Genomic DNA, 16,967 nt, shown 5'->3' with positions numbered 1-16,967 from the left:
GGGACGCCTTGTTCAGACGGAGCCCGGGTAGCCGGCGGCGAAGGCCCGCTTCAGGTAGTCCCACGCGGGGGAGCTGAGGATGCCCTTCGTGGCCGCCTCCGCTCCCTTGGTGTCGATCTTGGCGTAGAGGGCCGACAGAGCGCTCCTGTCGCCGTTCACCAGCCCGGCCATCGCCTCGGTCCAGCGTCGCGCCAGCTCCTGGACGGCGGGATCGGCTGGGTCGGTGCCGCGTTCGGCGAAGCCACCGGCCTCTGCGGCCAGGTCCGTGAGCCCGCGCAGCCGATGCGCGAACCCCTCCTCTCCGAGCTCTCGGTGCCGGGCCTCGAATCGGGCGAGCTGTTCGGGCGTGAAGTGGCGGGCCTGCATCATTGCCTCCATTGCCTCGATGAGCTGGTCGATCGATGGCTCCTTGGCCTCCCGCAGCGCCTGTGTGACGCCGAGCAACTGGCGACGCAGGGTGTGCTGGGCGGCGAGCCGACGTTCGACCAGCTCGAGCTGATGCTGGATCGTCGCTTGCAGATCGGCGCCGTCCAGCGAGTCGGCGATCTCGGCGAGCGGCAGCCGCAGCTCCCTGAGCGCCAGGATCTGGTAGAGCCTGCGAACGTCGTCGCCGGTGTAGACGCGATGCCCCGCGGCCGACCGCTCGGCCGGGCATAACAGGCCAATCTGGTGAAAGTAGCGCAGGGTGCGTACGGTCACGCCCGTGGCAGCCGCGAGGTCGCCGATGTTCCAGCGTCGTGCGTTCACATCGACGACGGTAGGCGCTGACGTCGCGTCAGGCGCAACACCCCCGGGCTTGGCGGGCCTTTCTGAAGAATGCCCGCACGTCGTCGACCAGCAGGTCAGGGGCCTCCATGGCGGCGACGTGGCCGCTCCGGTCGTACTTCGACCAGTGGATCACGTTGTGCTCGCGCTCGGCGAGGCAGATCCATGACGAGCGGGCACGGGGGTCTCCCTCACGTAATTGAATGGCCTCTTGTCAGTAACGGAAAGTAGTCATATGGTCGCGGAGGCCGTTCGTTACGAGGCGAGGAAGGCCCCCACATGGCAGGTAAGCACGAGGGCGAAAAGCCGTCATTGAGGCCGTTCGAGGTCCCTGAGAAGGAGAAGAGCACCAGCGACGGAGACGGTAGCGGCGGCAAGCATGAGGGAGACGGGAAGGGCAAGGGCAAGTGACGCCCGAGCTCGATGCCAGCGTCGAGGGCATGATCGCGGCGATCAGCAGAACTCGTGCCCCGATCAGGGGCACGATCATCGACGCGCTACACGCGGTGCCGCGGCACCTGTACGTGCCCCCGGTGGGAGTGGCCACGACGGACGCCGGCCCCGAGCTGATCGACCGGGGCAGCGATCCCGAGGCATGGTGGGCGGCCGTGTACGGCAGGGCCCCCATCGTGACGCAGCTCGACAAGGGCGCGACGGACATCCGCGAGGTCGAAGGGCTTTATACCTCGTCGAACTCGGCCCCGGGCACGGTGGTCGACCTGCTCACGCAGCTCGACCCCGACCCTGGGCACCGTGTACTCGAGGTGGGCACCGGCACCGGGTGGACGGCCGCGCTGTTGTCTCACCTGGTCGGCGACGCGTCGCGGGTGACGTCCATCGAGGTCGACCAGGCCGTCGCCGAGCAGGCAGCAAAGAACCTGGCCGCGGCCGGCGTGCACCCGCACCTGATCGTTGGTGACGGGGCGGAAGGCTGGGCCGAGGCAGCGCCGTACGACCGCGTGCACGTGACGTGCGCGGTGCACACGGTTCCGTACGCCTGGATCGCGCAGTGCCGCCCGGGCGCGGTCGTTGTCACGCCGTTCTCGACCGGGTTCGACACCGACCACTCGCTACGGCTCGTTGTTCTCCCGGACGGCAGCGCGATTGGGCGGTTCCCGGGCTACGCCTCGTACATGATGATGCGCTCGCAGGGCGCTACCAAGGGTGATCCGGACGACTGTAGCGGCCGGCGGTTCACCACCGCGGTGGACCCCCGCACGATCACGTACGCGCCGGCCGGCGCCAACCTGGTGATGTCGGCCCTCACCGGTCTCCGTATGCGCCTCGACGACGAGAAACGTTTGTTCCTCGTCGATCCCGGCAATGCCGGCCAGTGGGGCGCCGCCATCTATGAGCCCGACGGCGAGCATTGGGTGTACGAGCTCGGCGACCGCCATCTCTGGGAGGAGGTGACAGACGCGTACTTTCGGTGGGTGAGCTGGGGCGAGCCGGGCCTTGAGCGATTCGGCATGACCGTAACCCCCGAAGGGCAACAGCTTTGGCTCGACACACCCGAGGCCCCCATCGGCCCGCGTCGACGGCTTTGACGCAGGCTGGAGTCAGCGGACCTTTCGGAAGAATGCCCGCACGTCGTCGACCAGCAGGTCAGGGGCCTCCATGGCGGGGAAGTGGCCCCGGTCGTACTCCGGCCAGCGGGTCAGCCGTTAGATCGTCACGTCGGTGAGCATCTGGGCGAGGTCGACCGCGTCCTCGGGCAGGTCATGCGCGGGGTCGGTTCATTGGGCGTGAGCCGGTGAGGCTAGCGGCGGGACGGCAGGCTCGGAGTCACCGTATCCGGTCCCATGTGATTCCACAGGATCGACAGTGGCGAGAAGAAGATTCGATCCCCTGACGGGAGGTTCGTCGCACCGAGGTGCAGGACATACCCGGCACGGAACCTGTCGCCGAGCTTGTCTCTCAGCCAGCGCAGGTGCTTGGCGTCCTCGCTCTTGGGCGTGGCCGACGCCTTGACCTCGATGCCGACCACAGTGCCGTCGCGGCGTTCGAGGATGAAGTCGACTTCCCGCTTCTCCCTGTCCCGATAGTGCCGTACGGCGACATGTCGGCGGGCGAAGGTCGACAACTTGAGCAGCTCTGCGAAGACGAAGGTCTCGAGCAGTCCGCCGAGGGCTGGATGACCAGGGGCAAGGAGCGACTCCGCGTCCACGTCCATTAGGTGGGCGGCCAGTCCGCTGTCAGTCACATAGGTCTTGGGTGCGTGGGTCACCCGAGAGCTGAGGTTGTTGGACCATGCGGGCGCCGGAGCGACCAGGAACACGGTTTCCAGGTAGGCCAGATATGTACGCACGGTTGCGACGTCCAGCCCTAGACCTTCGGCTATATGAGCGAGGACGACCTGGCCGCCTGCTCGAGCCGCGACCAGGGCGATCAGATCGGGGATCGCCTGGGCCTTGTTGACATGGGCGAACTCGCGGATGTCGCGCGAGATCACGGTGTCCAGGTAGCCACGGAACCACGCCCGAATCGCCACTGGTGAGTTCAGACGCAGGACTTCCGGATAGCTGCCCTGGCTAATGAGGTGGATGTAGTCCTCGCGTGTCCATGCCGACTGGCGACTGGTGAAGGCCCCCGGGTCGATGAACGCCTGATCGCAGAATCTGCCCGCGTCGCCCACTCGCTCGCTGACCGCGAAGGGCCACAGGTTCACGAAGGCCACCCGACCCGCGAGCGACTCCGACAACGTGGGGATGCTGAGAAAGCGGGTCGACCCTGACAGCACGAACTGGCCTGGAGACCAGTCCTCGTCGACTACCTGCTTGATGGCCAGAATCAGGGGATCACCGGCTCGTTGAATCTCGTCGATGATCACCGGTTGGAGCCGTCTGCGTACGAAAGTGCGCGGATCGTCCTTGGCGATGGCGAGCTCTGAAGGATCGTCGAGGGTGGTGAACGTGGCTTCGCCGAACCGTCGGCAGGACTGGAGCAGCGTTGTCTTGCCGGACTGGCGCGGTCCGTTGATGATGACGATCCTGAGCTCTGCGAGAAGCTCCTTGAGAGAGTCGGCCGCGAGCCGAGGAAGAAGATCCATACCGCCCTCACCTGCAAATAGACAGCGCAGAGCCCGGTTTTCCCTGTTTCGCGGGCCGAGTTTTCCCTGTTTCGCGGACTCCATTTTCCCTGTTTCGCGGGCCGCGCGTACACAGGATCGCCGATCGACGGTCACCGATCGATCCTTCGCGAACGACCCGCTCCGTCAACGACGCCGCAGCTGACCGCCAAGTGGGATCAGGCATCCCAGGCCTACCGTGCCCGCACTACCAAGGTCGTGCTGCGGCGCGATCCGTTCAACAGAGATTGAGAGCCGCGGTGCGCGGATGTTCCGCGGCCTTCCTGCCCCGACAGACCGCGGCTCCCACAGGGCCCGGAGCTAGCGGACCTTTCGGAAGAATGCCCGTACGTCGTCGACCAGCAGGTCAGGGGCCTCCATGGCGGCGAAGTGGCCGCCCCGGTCGTACTCCGACCAGTGGATCACATTGTGCTCGCGCTCGGCGATCCGCCGGATCCCGCCGTCGCCGGGGAAGACCGCGACCCCGTGCGGGACCTCCGAGCGTTCGACCGGCGTTCCCCACTGTGCCGAGCCCTCCTTGTAGAGCCGGGCCGACGAGGCGGCGGTGCGGGTCAGCCAGTAGATCGTCACGTCGGTGAGCATCTGGTCCAGGTCGACCGCGTCCTCGGGCAGGTCGTGCGCGGGGTCGGTCCACTCCTTGAACTTCTCCACGATCCAGGCCAGTTGGGCGGCGGGGGAGTCGTGCAGGCCGAAGGCGACGGTCTGCGGCCGGGTGGCCTGGATCATCGCGTAGCCGGAGCGGTCGTTGTCGGCGTACTGCTGCATGCGGGCCAGCTCGGTCTCCGTGAGGCCCTCCATCTCGGCCGGGTCGAAGGTCGGGAAGCCGAGCGCGCCGTTGACGTGTACGCCGGCCACCCGGTCGGGGGCGAAGCGGCCGAGTTCGGGGGAGATGACCGAGCCGCTGTCGCCGCCCTGGGCGCCGTAGCGCTCGTAACCGAGGCGGCTCATCAGCTCGGCCCACGCGCGGGCGACCCGGCTCAGGTCCCAGCCGGTCTCGCGGGTGGGGCCGGAGAAGGCGAAGCCGGGGATGGACGGGGCGACGACGTGGAAGGCGTCGGCGGGGTCGCCGCCGTGGCCGCGCGGGTCGGTGAGCGGGCCGATGATCTTCATGAACTCGACGATCGAGCCGGGCCAGCCGTGGGTGAGGACCAGCGGCAGCGCGTCCGGCTCGGGGGAGCGCACATGCAGGAAATGGACGTTCTGGCCGTCGATCTCGGTGGTGAACTGCGGGTACTCGTTGAGCGCCGCCTCGTGCTCGCGCCAGTCGTATCCGGTGCGCCAGTACTCGGCCAGCCGGCGCACGTACGAGACCGGGATGCCGTACGACCAGCCGACGCCGGGCAGCTCGTCGGGCCAGAGGGTGCGCGCCAGCCGGTCGTGCAGGTCGTCGAGCGCGGACTGCGGGATATCGATGCGGAACGGACTGATCTCCGTGGTGAACGTCATGCAGTACACGCTAGGAACGAGCTAGGACAGGAGCAGTCCTAGGAGTGCGGCAATCTGGAGAACATGTTGGAGACATCGGCCCGGTTGCTCAGACTGCTCTCACTTCTCCAGACCCACCGGGAGCGGTCGGGCGTGGAGTTGGCCGAGCGGCTCGGCGTGACCGTGCGTACCGTCCGCCGTGACGTCGGGCGGCTGCGCGAGCTCGGCTATCCCGTGCACACCACCCCCGGCGCGCCTGGTTACCGGCTCGGCGCGGGTACGGACCTGCCGCCGCTGCTGTTGGACGACGAGGAGGCGGTGGCGGTCGCGGTGGGGCTGCGGACGGCGGCCGGGGGCTCGGTGTCGGGGATCGAGGAGACCTCCGTGCGGGCGCTGGCCAAGCTGGAGCGGGTGCTGCCGTCCCGGCTCCGGCATCACGTACACGCGCTGCAGTCGATGACCGTGCCGATGGGGCGGGCGGGTTCGGTGGTGGACCCGGCGGCCCTTACCGCGATAGCCGCCGCCTGCCGTGACCATGAGACGCTGCGGTTCGACTACCGGGCGCACGACGGGCAGGAGAGCGTTCGCGCCGCCGAGCCCTGTCGGCTCGTCCATTCGGGGCGGCACTGGTACCTGCTGGGGTGGGACACCGACCGGGCCGACTGGCGTACCTACCGGATCGACCGCCTGAGCCTGCGGACGCCGAACGGGCCGCGGTACGTCCCCCGCGACCCGCCCGACTCCGACGTGGCGGCCTACATGTCCCGGTCGATCTCCAGCGCGCCCTATCGGTACCAGGGCCGATTCAAGATGTACGCGCCGGCCGAGGTCGTCGCCGCGCACATGCCGGCCACGACGGGGACGATCGAGCCGATCGACGAGCGCTCTTGCATGCTGTCCAGCGGGGCGAACCACCTCGACGAACTCGCCGTCTGGGTCGCGCTCATGGACATCGACTTCGAGGTGCACGCGCCGCCCGAACTCGTCGACCGCGTCCGCGCCCTCTCCACCCGCCTCGCCACCGCCGCCGGCTCATCCCCTCTCGGGCCAGCCTGACAGCCTGACGGCCTGCTTGAGGAAGACGACGCCGTCGATCAGGTCGAGCTGGGCCGGGTCCAGCGGGAAATAGGCGAAATCTTGGGACACGCGCTGGATGGGCTTCGTGACGGCCTCGGCCAGCTGGCGGGCGTCGATGAGCGAGTGGTCCCAGGGGAGCCCGGACAAGATGCCCTCGACGGTGTCCGGGGACGGGGTGTCCTCGCCGACCGTGCCGAAGGCCGAGGCCAGGAAGGCGTACCGGTCGCCCAGCTGCGTTCCGGCGATCGCCCCAGCGCTCCACCACTCCAGCGTCTGGTCGCCGAACGACATGAAGCTCTTGTGCCGCTGCAGGTGGAGGTTGGCGGAGAAGACCAGAGCCGGGCCGTGCTCGGCGATGGCCCGCAGGTTGGCGGCCATCATCGCGTCCCGCAGGGCCGACAGCCGGGTCCACCGGGCCGGGGACGCGTCGGCCATCCAGTAGTGGAAGCGGAGCAGGCCGACGGCGGTGCGCCCGTACAGCTCCGCCAACTCCCTGTCCTCCACGCTCAGCCCCGGCATCTGCGTGTCGAGCAGCGCCACCAGGTCGTCGGCGATCAGCCGCAGCCGTTGCGCGTCGGCGGACTGGCCGATCGACTGGGACGGATCCATGGCCGTGGCCTCGTTCGACCACCGGTCGTCCGGGCCGAGCAGCGTGTCGAGGGTTTCCCTGGTCACTACGGCGCCGGGGAGCGGGCCGTCGAGGAGGTCGTAGAGGCCGGTGAGCGCCTGGCGCGGGCTCGCCGCCCAATACTCCAGCGGGCCGTCGAAGCCGAAGAACCGGAGCTTTTCGTCGTGCTCCTTGTTGTATGTACGCATCCAGCGTACGAGCTCGCGGTTGGCCGGGGACGTGCCGAACTTGTGGCTGAAGCCGCGCTCCATGACGTCGTCGAGCGTGCCCGTGCCCGTCGTGATGTAGTCGTTCACCACGAGGCCCATGAGGCAGTCGCTCTCGATGGCGAACGACCGGTAGCCCTCGTGCTCGACCAGATGCCGGAAGATCTCGTTGCGCGCCTCGCCCAACTCCTGCACGAAGTGCCGGGCCTCACCCAGACCGAGCAGCAGGGGCTTGGCGGGCAGCGTCCGGAGGAACGCCGAGATGCTCGCGCCGTCGAGCGGACGGGCGGTGTCCTTGATATCCATTCCTTAAACGGTATCGTTGAACTTTCGGTGTAAACTTTGCCCCGCAAATACCTCCTTCCACTGCGATGGACCTTCAATCGGTGATGCATCCATGAGGCCAGTGGATCTGGCGCGAGAGCACGGCCTGTCCACCCAGGCGATCAGAAACTACGAGGACGCCGGCATCCTGCCCGCCGCCGAACGCACCGCCCACGGCTATCGCACCTATACGCCGCTGCACGCGCAAGCCCTGCGCGCGTTCCTCGCCCTCGTGCCGGGCCACGGCCACCACACGGCCACGTCGATCATGCAGGCGGTCAACCGGGGTGCCACCGAGGACGCGCTGCGGCTCATCGACGAGAGCCACGGCCAGCTCCTCGACGACCGCCGCACCCTCCAGGCCGTCGAAGCCGCGCTCCGCGACCTGGCGCCGGTGCCGCAGGAGCGCGGCGACACGTTCATCGGCCCCCTGGCGGGCAGGCTCGGCATCCGCCCCGCCACTCTGCGCAAATGGGAGAACGCCGGGCTGATCCAGCCGCGCCGCGATCCGCAGACGGGTTACCGGATCTACAGCGCGGCCGACGTACGGGATGTCCGGCTGGCCCACCAGCTCAGGCGGGGCGGCTACCTGCTGGAGCAGATCGCCCCGCTGATCGCTCAGGTCCGCTCCGCCGGCGGCGTCGCCCCGCTGGAGTCGACCCTGCGCGACTGGCAGGCCCGCCTGTCCGCTCGGGGTCGCGCCATGCTTAGAGGCGCCGCCGAGTTGGACGCGTACCTCCGCGAGCCTTGAGGCCTTATGAGTTGTTGGCGAGCACACAGGCGACGGGCGGATCGAGCTCAAGGGTCTCGACCCGGAGCTGGGTGAAGCCGGCCTGGGTGAGCAGGCCCTGGAGCTCTTGAGCGGCCCGGACCGTGGTGTCCCGGGTGGCACCGGGGCAGCGAGGCTGGCTGACGAGCGCGATGCGCCCTCCGGGCCGGAGCAGGCCGCGCAGCTCGCGAAGCCGCGCCACCGGGTCGGGCCAGAACCCCAGGGAATTGACGGCGAGGATGGCATCGAGCGGATCGCCGAAGCTCGGCAACCGTTCCACGGAGGCGCACGTGAGGTGCACGCGGCGGGCGCGGACGGCGGCGGCGTTGTGGCGGGTGGCCCGCCGGACCATGGCCTGCGAGTGGTCGACGCCGAAGACATGGCCCTGGGTGGCGCGGCCGGCGAACTCGGCGATGGCGACGCCGGGACCGAAACCGATCTCGAGCACCCGGTCGGTTGGCTGGACGTCCAGCAACCGCACCGCCCAGATATTGCGCTGCCGGTTGGAGGGGCGATGCGCGAACATCCAGCCGTTCGCCCACCCGACGATGCCCCGGGGGCGCTGGGCCTGACCCACCAAGTATTTGATCACGCGTTGCTTGAGAGATGTCCCTGTTGTCCGCATGATCGCCAGTCAACGGCTTCAAGTACGCTTGAAGTCAACATGGACGAGCAGCTGACGATCGGCGAGCTGGCTCACCGCACCGGTGTGGCCACCTCCGCGCTGCGCTACTGGGAGGACCTCGGCCTGCTACCGGCACCGGCCCGAGTCTCTGGCCAACGGCGTTATCCACCGTCGGCGGTCGACCTGGTCGGTGTGGTGTTGCTGCTGCGAGGTGTCGGTTTCACGTTGCGGGAGGTCAAGGCGTTCGTCGCGGCTCGCTCGCCGGACGGCGACGGTTGGCGGCAGCTGTACGAACGCAAGCTCACCGAGCTGGATCAACGGATCGCCCAGGCTCAGGTGGCCCGCACGGCCATCGCCCATGGGTTGGCCTGCCCGCACGAGAACATCTTCGAGTGCGCCAACTTCACCAGCGGGGTCACGGCGCTCCTGGCGGGACATTCTGTCGAAGAGGCGCATTCGCAGATTCACCCTGGTACGTCAGGCGCCCGTAATGCTGAGCAGTGAGAACCGCTGATTGATGACGCGAGCCTTTCCACGAGACGGTGGTATGACGGCGAGATAGCTGGTCACGCTATTGCGCTTGACCCGCTTCTTGAAGGTCTTGCCGTGGCTCAGAGCAGCGGTTTCGCGACCAGGGAAGCTTGCTGTGAACGTGCTCCCGGACCGGGCGACGAAGCTGTCTCCCTGCAGGGCCCCGTACCAGATGAGGGCCCCACCCGCAGAGGTCTTGAGCGCGAAGATCTCCGGCACGAGTTTCGGCTGGTAGCGCACATTCCACTGGCCGCCCAGCCCTTTCCGCTCATCCAGCACGGCATTGGCGGTTTCAGTGGTGAACCTGCCCGGGGCGATCGTCTGCCGGGCACGCGGGTCGGCGCCCGCGGTGGCGATCAGGCGTACATGCGACTGTGCCGCCTGCCGGGGCGAGAGCGCCAGAGTTCCGCGCTCGTCCGCTGGTAGCGCGGTGGCGAGTCCGTCGCGGTCCTTGGCTATGGCCGGCACCTTCATCGTCGAGTCCGTGAAGGAGGACGCGACCACGCGCCACCCCTGGGCCGTCTTCTGGAAGATGGCCTGCGTCCAGGACTTGTTCCCTTTCCGCGTGAATTCGGCCAGGAACCACGGCGCATTAGCGCCGCCGCTCCTGGGAATGGTGAAACGCGTCTTGCGTATCTCCATCGGATTAGTGCTGTGGTTGCCGATCATGCCGTTCAGGCGCTCGTCCGCCTTGGTCTGCTGTAGGGAGAGCCCCGCCTCCGCGGCCTCCCACCCTTTCCCCTGAAGTACGGCCTGGTCGGCCAGCTTCTCGTACCGGCCGAGAATGCCCTTGGCCTCAGCCGGGGTGACCACGCCTTGCTGGGCTGGAGTCGCGCGTGCCTGGCGTCCGCCGACTGCCCATGGGGGTTGCTGAGCGGATCCGCTCCCGCAGGCGGCGACACCAGAAAGGACTAAAATTGCAAGAACGGGAGCTGAATGGCGAATGTTCATCGCTGTCTCCGGATGTCGATTGCCACGATGTACGTGGCGCATATCGACCCGGGTTCAGACAATTGCCAGACATTCTCGTTATAGATCGCGCTGAATTTTCAGCTGATGCGGGTCACCGCCCCTTGCCGGGGAAGGAGCACTGCTCAGCTCTTCCCAGGATCTTCTTGACGTACCCCCAGAAATTGGCGTTGTCGAGGACGCAAGCCTGGTCGACGCTCATGGACACACCGGGCAGCTCACTCGCGGCCTTGGCCACGGCCGAAAGGTCGGCACCCGCCCTGATCCGGGCACGGAAGGACTCGGGCATGTCGGTGAGGGCTGTCGACTTCAGGAGCAGGGGTCTGTCCTTGTACGCCTGACGGAAGCTGTCCCAGGCCTGCTGTTGGTCCTCAAAGCCGACGGTTTCCACGTCCGGCAGGGCCTCCAGCGCCAGCTGGAGATTCTTCCGTTCTGTCGTGGTGATCTTGCCGCCCGCGCAACTCGAGCTGTCGTTGCAGAGGAAGACCGCGACCTCGGGCCCTCCAGATGACACCGTGCTGCTCTGTGACATAGCGACGATGCTTTCCTGCGGTTCCAGCGAGGGGGCGGTGAGCTCTACCACTCCGAAGGCTGTCACTGCGACGGTCAGAGTGACGGCGGCGACTCTGATCATGCCCTTCCTGGAGCCGCGGCTGGACCGCGGGGCGGGGAATGGACGTTGGTCGTCGCGGACGATCTCCGCGCGAGCCGTCATGGCGTCGCGGAGTCGCTCTTCAATGCTGTTCATGCGTTGTCTCCCAACTCGTGAAGGAGTCTGGCCCGGGCTCGGGCGGTCATGGACCTGACGGTGCTCTGCCTGACGCGCATGGCCTCGGCGATCTCGGCGTCGGACAGGTCGAGGTAGAAGCGCAGCACCAGGGCCTCTCGCTGGCGGCGCGGCAGGCGGGCCAGCGCGAGCAGCACCTCCCGCCGCGACTCCCCGATCAGCGCGGCGGTCTCCGCCGAGTCGGCCAGGCCCGCGACCGGCTCGACCCGTCGCAGCGCGAGCGCCCGGCGGCGAAGGACCGATCGGGAGCCATTGAGCACGCACGTCCTGACATAAGCGATCGTTGTGACTCCCGGCCGCCACCTGCCATGAAGCCGAGCGAACACGTCCTGCACCACGTCTTCGGCCGTCTCCTGGTCGCCGAGAAGCAGCACCGCGAGCCGTACAAGACCGAGCCGATGCTGGCGATAGAAGGCGACCAGCTCAGCGTCAGGGGATGCGGCCGGCGGAGCGGACACCTTCGATGCCGGCTCCCCCAGCCGCAAGATTTCGCTGTCCATGGTCTATGAACGCGCACCTCTACGGATCCGCTGCTTCTCGGCGTCGGAAATAATCCGGACGACGCGATGGCCGTCTCCGTTTCCGATGATCCTGGGCAGGCCCGCGCCAAGTCTGTACATCCCGGGCCCGTCGATCGGCTGATCGGCTGGGCGTCCAAGGACACTGCTGGCATGGACGGGCGTGAGGCGAGTGCGGCGGCGGAGCGGGCGGAGTTCGGGGGTGCCGTGTACGGCTCGCTGCTGGCGGCTTCCGTGGTCGCCGGCTCCGCCGCGGAGGGCGGACCGCCGTCCCCGCCGGAGCTCGTGACGCTCCTGGTGTGTACGGGGGTGGTGTTCTGGATCACCCACGTCTACGTCCAGGTCGTGAGCTCCGGCTATCCCGCCAGGCCCCTCACCTGGGCGAACCTGCGCACGGTCGCCAGGCGTGAATGGCCGCTGGCGCAAGCCTCGTTCCCGCCGTCGATCGCCGCGGCCATGGCCTCTGGGCTGGGCATGTCCAACACGGTCGCGGCTTGGGCGGCGCTGTGTGTCGCGGTGGCGAGCCAGGTCACCTGGGCTGTGACGGCCGCGGTCAAGATCGGCTCTTCCAGAAGGGTCGTCGTCATCTCCGGAATCGCCAACCTCGCCCTCGGCCTGGCCATCGTCGCGCTCAAGACCGTAGTGGCGGGCCACTGACGCCAGGACAGGCTCGCCGGGGAACGTGACCAAAGACTGTAGGTCGTACATCGATGGATGTACGACCGTTTTCGCCTGGTGGGACGAGATCGGCAGGGTTTCGCGCGGCCAGCCTTGAAGCATGACGAGACGGATAGACGCACTGGACGTGTTACGCGGTGTGGCGATCATGGGCACGCTCGGGACGAACATCTGGATCTTCACCAATCCCGGCGGCCCGGCGGAGCTGATGGGACTCGGCGGCGACATCGGCGTGGCGGAGACGTTCCTGCGGTTCCTGTCCAACGGGAAGTTCCTCGGCCTGCTGACCCTGCTGTTCGGCATCGGCCTCGAACTGCAGTACCGCAGTGCGGTGCGCAAGGGGCTGACCTGGCCGGGCAGGTACCTCTGGCGCGCGGCCCTGCTGTTCGCCGAGGGCGCGCTGCACTACATCCTGATCTTCGAGTTCGACGTGCTGATGGGCTACGCGATCACCTCCATGATCGTCGCGTACCTGATCGGCAGGAGCGATCGCACGGTGCGGATCTGGATGATCACCGCGGGCACTGTGCTCGTCTCTCTGGTGGGCCTTCTGACGATGGGCTTGCTGGCCTCGGGCGACGATGCCTTCACCAGCACCGCCACCACCCTCTACAGCCAGGGCGGCTGGAGCGACCAGGTCGCCTCTCGCCTCCAGCAGTTCGCCTTCTACCGTTCGGAACTGGTCTTCATCATCCCCCTGGGCGTGGTGCTGTTCCTGCTCGGCTCACGGCTGCTGCGCGCCGGCGTCTTCGATGAACGCGGCGCGGGCCTGCGCAGGAACCTGACCGTCATCGGACTCGGGGTCGCCGCGCCGCTGAACCTGCTCACCTCCTTCGCGGGGCCCGCCTGGTTCGCCGTCGACCGCTACATCCTGGCGCCGCTGGTCGCCCTGGGCCTGCTGGGGCTGATCAGCTCGATCCTCCTCGGCATGAGCGGCTCGCCCGGCTTGGTCCGCAGGGCCGTCTCGAACGTCGGACGTACGGCGCTGTCCTGCTACGTCTTCCAGAACCTGGCCGCCAGCGCGCTCTGCTACGGCTGGGGCCTGGGCCTGGCCGCCGAGCTTGATTGGCTGCGCCCCTGGTGGGTGCCCGTGGCGTGGGCTGGGATCTGCCTGCTGTTCGTCATGCTGGCCGCGCTGTGGCTGCGCCGGTTCCAGCGCGGGCCGCTTGAGCTGGCCTGGCAGTGGGCTTACCAGGCGCCTTGGGCGGGGATCAGCTCGACAAGCCGTGGGACTTGACCCACTCGGTGGCGACCTCGTCCGGGTCCTTGTGGTCGTTGTCCACGAGCGAGTCGAGCTTGCTCAGCTCCTCGGTGGTCAGTGCGGTGTTCAGCTTGGCCAGGGCGGCTTTGACCGTGTCGGTGGCCTTGTCGGTGCGGATCAGCGGGACGATGCGCTGGGCCGGGATGAGGTGCTTCGGGTCGGCCAGTACGACCCAGCCGTTCTTCGCGATGTCCACGTCGGTGCTGAAGAGGTTCCCCAGTTGGACGTCGCCGCTCTTCAAGGCTCCCTTGACCAGCGGTCCGCTGGCGTCGAGGGACTTGAACTCCTTGAACTCGACACCGTAGACCTCCTTGAGCCCGACCACGCCGACCTGGCGGGTCTTGTCCTCCGGGGGTCCGCCGAAGACCAGCTTGCCGTTGTGCTTGGCCAGGTCGGCGAGGGTGCTGAGGCCGTACTTGGTCGCGGTCTCCTTGGTGACGGTGAAGACGTCCGCGTCCTCGGCGGCCGCGGGCGGCAGGACCGTCAGTCCTTTCGGCAGCTTGGCGGTGAGCGCCTGCTGCAGGGCGTCGGAGTCGCTCGCGGTGGCTTTGGGGTCGAAGTGCAGCAGGAGGTTGCCCTGGTACTCGGGCAGCAGGTCGATGTCGCCGTTCTGCAGCGCGGGCACGACGATCTCCCGCGAGCCGAGGTTGGGCTTGACCGTCGTCTTCACGCCCGCGGCTTCGAGGACGTCGGCGTACAGGTAGCCGAGGATCTGGTTCTCGGAGAAGTTGGCCGTACCGATCACGACCGTGGAGTCCCCAGACGCCGCGGCGGGCGGCGGCGTGTTCAGGCTGGTCGTGCCTCCGCCGCAGGCGGCGAGCACGGGGAGTACGGCGAGCGCGAGCGCGCCCGCGACGAAGTTCCGGCGATTCATGAAGAAGGCTCCATCAAGTAAGGCGGTGGCGGAAGAGGACGCGGTGGATTCCGGCGAGGATGAGGTCCACGGCCACGGCGAGGACCGCGACGAGGACGGCGCCGCCCAGGACCTGGGTGAGGTCGCGCTGGGCGAGTCCGTCGAAGATGTACCGGCCGAGACCGCCGAAGCTGACATAGGCCGCGATGGTCGCGGTCGCGATGACCTGTACGGTCGCCAGCCGCAGCCCTGTCATGATCAGCGGAGCGGCGAGGGGGATCTCCACCCGCCACAAGGACTGAAGCCCGGTCATCCCCATGCCGCGGGCGGCGTCTTTGGTGTCCGCCTCGACCGCGGCCATGCCCGCGTAAGTGTTGGTCACGATCGCCGGGATGGCCAGTGCGACCAGGGAGATGTACACGGGGGTCATGCTCAGGCCGCTGACCAGGAAGACCAGGGTGACGATGCCCACGGTCGGGAGGGCACGACCGAAGCCCGACAGGTTGATGGCGAGGAACGCGCCCCGCCCGGTGTGGCCGATGAACAACCCGATGGGCAGGGCGATCAGCGCGGCGACGAGAGTGGAGAGCAGGGAGTACTCCACGTGCTCGAACAGCCGCTGGGCGATGCCCTCCGGGCCGGCCCACTGGCCGGCGGAGGTCAGCCAGGCGGTCAGCTGGGCGAGGAGATCCATCATGCGCGCGCTCCCTTGCGGATCCAGGGGGTGCAGAGCCATTGCACAACGACGAGCACCGCGTCGGCGGCCAGCGCGAGCAGCAGCGTGAGGACCACTCCGGCGAGTACGGGGGTGGGGAAACTGCGCTGGAAGCCATCGGTGAACAGCTGGCCGATGCCGCCGTACCCGATGTAGCTGGCCACGCTGACCAGGGAGATGGTCATGACGCTGGCCACCCTGACCCCGGCCATGATCACCGGTAGGGCGAGCGGGAACTCGACTTTCACCAGCGTGCCCAGACTGCCCCTGCCCATGGCGAGGGAGGCCTCCCGGACCTTGGCGGGCACGCTGTCGAGCCCTTCGACGGTGTTACGGAGCAGGACGACCAGGGTGTACACGGTCAGCCCGGCGATCGCGGTCGTCCTGGTCAGTCCCGTAATAGGCAGCAGCAGGACGAACAGGGCCAGCGACGGGACCGTGAACATGATGTTGGAGATGCCGAGCAGCAGCCCGCGGAGCGGACGGACCCGGTGGGCGACCACGGCGAGCGGCAGCGCGATCAGCAGGCCGAGCAGCACGGCCGGGACCGCCGTCGCCAGGTGGTCCAGCGTGAGCGACAGCAGGTCGTCGGTGTGTGTGGTGAGCCAGCCCCATTCGATGGTCATGCGAGGCTCCGCTGATGGGCGTGCACGACGTCGTCTCGGGAAGCCCCGACCAGCACGCCTGCCGCGTCCACCCGTACCGCCATCCCGGTGGGAGAGGAGACGGTCTCGTTGAGCGCCGAGAGCAGCGAGTCGGAATCGGTCAGGCCGCGTACCGGGGTGAGGGTCGCCTGCCCGATCGAATCGGACCCGTCGAGCGCGTGGACGTCCAGCCAGCCCGCGGGCTTGCCGTCGGGGGAGACCGCGAGCAGCCAGCGCCCCGTCGCCTCCGCGCGCGCCTGCGCGGCCGTGTCGGTGGTACGTACCGCGGCGATCGGCTCGTACGGCACATCCTGCAGCGAGATGAGAGAGAGCAGCTTCAGCCCGCGTTCCGCGCCGAGGAACCCGGCGACGAAGTCGTCGGCCGGTCGGGCGAGCAGTTCGGCAGGTGGGGCGAACTGGACCATGTGCCCGCCGGTGCGGAAGATCGCGATGCGGTCGCCGAGCCGGACGGCTTCGTCGATGTCGTGGGTGACGAAGACGATGGTCTTACGTAGCTCGGCCTGCAGCCGGATCAGTTCGTCCTGGAGCAGGGTCCGGACCACCGGGTCGACCGCCCCGAACGGCTCGTCCATGAGCAGGACGGGCGGGTCGGCGGCCAGCGCGCGGGCGACGCCCACGCGCTGTTGCTGACCGCCGGAGAGCTGATGGGGATAGCGTTTGCCGGACTCGGCGGCCAGGCCGACGACCTCAAGCAGCTCGGCGGCCCTGGCGCGGGCCTTGCGCCGGCCCCAGCCGAGCAGCGTCGGCACGGTGGCGATGTTGTCCAGGACCGTACGGTGCGGGAACAGGCCCGCCTGCTGGATGACGTACCCGATGCCGCGCCGCAACTGAGCCGCGGGCAGCTCCCGTACGTCGCGCCCGCCCAGGCTGACCGTGCCAGAGGTGGGATCGACCAGCCGGTTGATCATCCGGAGCGTGGTGGTCTTGCCGCAGCCGGAGGAGCCGACAAGCACCGTGATGCCCCCTTCGAGGAACTCCACGGAGAGGTCGTCCACGGCTGTCGTGCCGTTGGCGAACCTCTTTGTGACTGACTCGAATCGGATCATGGGCACCACCCTTGCCGGTCTGCATGTATTCATGCAG

Annotated in this window: 19 protein-coding genes; 7 read left to right on the top strand and 12 right to left on the bottom strand. The window is 68.1% G+C overall.

The genetic code is table 11. The annotated features are described in order from the left end of the window. Positions 1–12 precede the first annotated feature (12 nt). Positions 13–747, bottom strand: coding sequence for a MerR family transcriptional regulator (locus ACGFJ2_RS52125; protein WP_393481596.1), 735 nt, complete (start codon positions 745–747; stop codon positions 13–15). 297 nt (positions 748–1,044) lie between these two features. Between ACGFJ2_RS52125 and ACGFJ2_RS52120 the strand changes: the two genes are divergently transcribed. Further along, complete coding sequence (locus ACGFJ2_RS52120) at positions 1,045–1,176, top strand: hypothetical protein (RefSeq protein ID WP_357957737.1); 132 nt, start codon at positions 1,045–1,047, stop codon at positions 1,174–1,176. Further along, entirely contained in the window at positions 1,173–2,312 is a 1,140-nt protein-coding gene (locus ACGFJ2_RS52115) for a methyltransferase domain-containing protein (protein WP_357957735.1), read from the top strand. The genes ACGFJ2_RS52120 and ACGFJ2_RS52115 overlap by 4 nt, the downstream gene beginning before the upstream one ends. A 212-nt stretch (positions 2,313–2,524) precedes the next feature. On the opposite strand, the gene ACGFJ2_RS52110 is transcribed toward ACGFJ2_RS52115, so the two are convergent. Together ACGFJ2_RS52110 and ACGFJ2_RS52105 are read right to left on the bottom strand one after the other, a co-directional pair. Continuing rightward, complete coding sequence (locus ACGFJ2_RS52110) at positions 2,525–3,949, bottom strand: ATP-binding protein (RefSeq protein ID WP_393481592.1); 1,425 nt, start codon at positions 3,947–3,949, stop codon at positions 2,525–2,527. Between the two features lie 204 nt (positions 3,950–4,153). Then, positions 4,154–5,299, bottom strand: a complete 1,146-nt coding sequence (locus ACGFJ2_RS52105) for an epoxide hydrolase family protein (RefSeq protein WP_393481589.1) — start codon at positions 5,297–5,299, stop codon at positions 4,154–4,156. Positions 5,300–5,362: 63 nt separating this feature from the next. Between ACGFJ2_RS52105 and ACGFJ2_RS52100 the strand changes: the two genes are divergently transcribed. Further along, a complete protein-coding gene (locus tag ACGFJ2_RS52100) occupies positions 5,363–6,334 on the top strand; it encodes a WYL domain-containing protein (RefSeq protein WP_357957729.1) in 972 nt (323 codons plus the stop codon). Here the strand turns inward: ACGFJ2_RS52100 and ACGFJ2_RS52095 are convergent. Continuing rightward, on the bottom strand, positions 6,311–7,495 hold the full coding sequence (locus ACGFJ2_RS52095; RefSeq protein WP_393481586.1) for an erythromycin esterase family protein: 1,185 nt from the start codon (positions 7,493–7,495) through the stop codon (positions 6,311–6,313). The genes ACGFJ2_RS52100 and ACGFJ2_RS52095 overlap by 24 nt on opposite strands. Before the next feature lie 91 nt (positions 7,496–7,586). Between ACGFJ2_RS52095 and ACGFJ2_RS52090 the strand changes: the two genes are divergently transcribed. Then, positions 7,587–8,264: a TioE family transcriptional regulator gene (locus ACGFJ2_RS52090; protein WP_393481583.1), complete on the top strand. Its 678-nt coding sequence runs from the start codon at positions 7,587–7,589 to the stop codon at positions 8,262–8,264. A gap of 4 nt (positions 8,265–8,268) precedes the next feature. Here the strand turns inward: ACGFJ2_RS52090 and ACGFJ2_RS52085 are convergent, their stop codons facing one another. After that, a complete protein-coding gene (locus ACGFJ2_RS52085) occupies positions 8,269–8,874 on the bottom strand; it encodes a class I SAM-dependent methyltransferase (RefSeq protein WP_393481580.1) in 606 nt (201 codons plus the stop codon). 72 nt (positions 8,875–8,946) lie between these two features. Between ACGFJ2_RS52085 and ACGFJ2_RS52080 the strand changes: the two genes are divergently transcribed. Next, positions 8,947–9,411, top strand: a complete 465-nt coding sequence (locus ACGFJ2_RS52080; protein ID WP_393481577.1) for a MerR family transcriptional regulator — start codon at positions 8,947–8,949, stop codon at positions 9,409–9,411. On the opposite strand, the gene ACGFJ2_RS52075 is transcribed toward ACGFJ2_RS52080, so the two are convergent. The 3 genes from ACGFJ2_RS52075 to ACGFJ2_RS52065 all read right to left on the bottom strand — a co-directional run bounded on the left by ACGFJ2_RS52075 (position 9,385) and on the right by ACGFJ2_RS52065 (position 11,694). After that, positions 9,385–10,389: a hypothetical protein gene (locus ACGFJ2_RS52075; RefSeq protein WP_393481574.1), complete on the bottom strand. Its 1,005-nt coding sequence runs from the start codon at positions 10,387–10,389 to the stop codon at positions 9,385–9,387. The genes ACGFJ2_RS52080 and ACGFJ2_RS52075 overlap by 27 nt on opposite strands. A 112-nt stretch (positions 10,390–10,501) precedes the next feature. Beyond that, complete coding sequence (locus ACGFJ2_RS52070; protein ID WP_393481571.1) at positions 10,502–11,155, bottom strand: permease-like cell division protein FtsX; 654 nt, start codon at positions 11,153–11,155, stop codon at positions 10,502–10,504. Further along, positions 11,152–11,694 carry a sigma-70 family RNA polymerase sigma factor gene (locus tag ACGFJ2_RS52065; protein ID WP_357957715.1) on the bottom strand — a complete coding sequence of 181 codons (543 nt, stop codon included), beginning with the start codon at positions 11,692–11,694 and terminating at the stop codon, positions 11,152–11,154. Before ACGFJ2_RS52065 ends, ACGFJ2_RS52070 begins: the two co-directional genes overlap by 4 nt. Positions 11,695–11,865: 171 nt before the next feature. Between ACGFJ2_RS52065 and ACGFJ2_RS52060 the strand changes: the two genes are divergently transcribed. Both ACGFJ2_RS52060 and ACGFJ2_RS52055 read left to right on the top strand, forming a co-directional pair. Next, positions 11,866–12,369: a hypothetical protein gene (locus tag ACGFJ2_RS52060; RefSeq protein WP_393481568.1), complete on the top strand. Its 504-nt coding sequence runs from the start codon at positions 11,866–11,868 to the stop codon at positions 12,367–12,369. 121 nt (positions 12,370–12,490) lie between these two features. Further along, on the top strand, positions 12,491–13,627 hold the full coding sequence (locus ACGFJ2_RS52055) for a DUF418 domain-containing protein (protein ID WP_393481565.1): 1,137 nt from the start codon (positions 12,491–12,493) through the stop codon (positions 13,625–13,627). Here ACGFJ2_RS52055 and ACGFJ2_RS52050 read toward each other — a convergent pair. From ACGFJ2_RS52050 to ACGFJ2_RS52035, 4 genes are read right to left on the bottom strand one after another with little or no spacing between them, the layout of a single operon-like run. Beyond that, positions 13,602–14,525, bottom strand: coding sequence for a glycine betaine ABC transporter substrate-binding protein (locus ACGFJ2_RS52050; RefSeq protein ID WP_393481562.1), 924 nt, complete (start codon positions 14,523–14,525; stop codon positions 13,602–13,604). The two genes, ACGFJ2_RS52055 and ACGFJ2_RS52050, sit on opposite strands and share 26 nt — an antisense overlap. Before the next feature lie 13 nt (positions 14,526–14,538). Further along, positions 14,539–15,201 (bottom strand): ABC transporter permease, encoded by a 663-nt coding sequence (locus tag ACGFJ2_RS52045; protein WP_358181913.1) that lies wholly within the window; start codon positions 15,199–15,201, stop codon positions 14,539–14,541. Beyond that, the gene (locus ACGFJ2_RS52040) at positions 15,198–15,845 is read right to left on the bottom strand and encodes an ABC transporter permease (protein WP_357957705.1); all 648 of its coding nucleotides are present in this window, start codon (positions 15,843–15,845) and stop codon (positions 15,198–15,200) included. The genes ACGFJ2_RS52045 and ACGFJ2_RS52040 overlap by 4 nt, the downstream gene beginning before the upstream one ends. Then, positions 15,842–16,930 (bottom strand): ATP-binding cassette domain-containing protein, encoded by a 1,089-nt coding sequence (locus ACGFJ2_RS52035; RefSeq protein WP_357957703.1) that lies wholly within the window; start codon positions 16,928–16,930, stop codon positions 15,842–15,844. The genes ACGFJ2_RS52040 and ACGFJ2_RS52035 overlap by 4 nt, the downstream gene beginning before the upstream one ends. Between the last annotated feature and the right edge of the window lie 37 nt (positions 16,931–16,967).

Source organism: Nonomuraea sp. NPDC049028 (assembly GCF_043197735.1).
GTDB lineage: Bacteria > Actinomycetota > Actinomycetes > Streptosporangiales > Streptosporangiaceae > Nonomuraea.
Note: the sequence above shows the minus strand (reverse complement) of the source record. Positions and strands in the feature narration are given on the sequence as shown.

Coding starts and splice junctions, on each gene's coding strand:
- ACGFJ2_RS52120 (WP_357957737.1), top strand. CDS start 1,045: ATGGCAGGTAAGCACGAGGGCGAAAAGCCGTCATTGAGGCCGTTCGAG.
- ACGFJ2_RS52105 (WP_393481589.1), bottom strand. CDS start 5,299: ATGACGTTCACCACGGAGATCAGTCCGTTCCGCATCGATATCCCGCAG.
- ACGFJ2_RS52100 (WP_357957729.1), top strand. CDS start 5,363: ATGTTGGAGACATCGGCCCGGTTGCTCAGACTGCTCTCACTTCTCCAG.
- ACGFJ2_RS52095 (WP_393481586.1), bottom strand. CDS start 7,495: ATGGATATCAAGGACACCGCCCGTCCGCTCGACGGCGCGAGCATCTCG.
- ACGFJ2_RS52090 (WP_393481583.1), top strand. CDS start 7,587: ATGAGGCCAGTGGATCTGGCGCGAGAGCACGGCCTGTCCACCCAGGCG.
- ACGFJ2_RS52080 (WP_393481577.1), top strand. CDS start 8,947: ATGGACGAGCAGCTGACGATCGGCGAGCTGGCTCACCGCACCGGTGTG.
- ACGFJ2_RS52075 (WP_393481574.1), bottom strand. CDS start 10,389: ATGAACATTCGCCATTCAGCTCCCGTTCTTGCAATTTTAGTCCTTTCT.
- ACGFJ2_RS52070 (WP_393481571.1), bottom strand. CDS start 11,155: ATGAACAGCATTGAAGAGCGACTCCGCGACGCCATGACGGCTCGCGCG.
- ACGFJ2_RS52065 (WP_357957715.1), bottom strand. CDS start 11,694: ATGGACAGCGAAATCTTGCGGCTGGGGGAGCCGGCATCGAAGGTGTCC.
- ACGFJ2_RS52060 (WP_393481568.1), top strand. CDS start 11,866: ATGGACGGGCGTGAGGCGAGTGCGGCGGCGGAGCGGGCGGAGTTCGGG.
- ACGFJ2_RS52055 (WP_393481565.1), top strand. CDS start 12,491: ATGACGAGACGGATAGACGCACTGGACGTGTTACGCGGTGTGGCGATC.
- ACGFJ2_RS52050 (WP_393481562.1), bottom strand. CDS start 14,525: ATGAATCGCCGGAACTTCGTCGCGGGCGCGCTCGCGCTCGCCGTACTC.
- ACGFJ2_RS52045 (WP_358181913.1), bottom strand. CDS start 15,201: ATGATGGATCTCCTCGCCCAGCTGACCGCCTGGCTGACCTCCGCCGGC.
- ACGFJ2_RS52040 (WP_357957705.1), bottom strand. CDS start 15,845: ATGACCATCGAATGGGGCTGGCTCACCACACACACCGACGACCTGCTG.
- ACGFJ2_RS52035 (WP_357957703.1), bottom strand. CDS start 16,930: ATGATCCGATTCGAGTCAGTCACAAAGAGGTTCGCCAACGGCACGACA.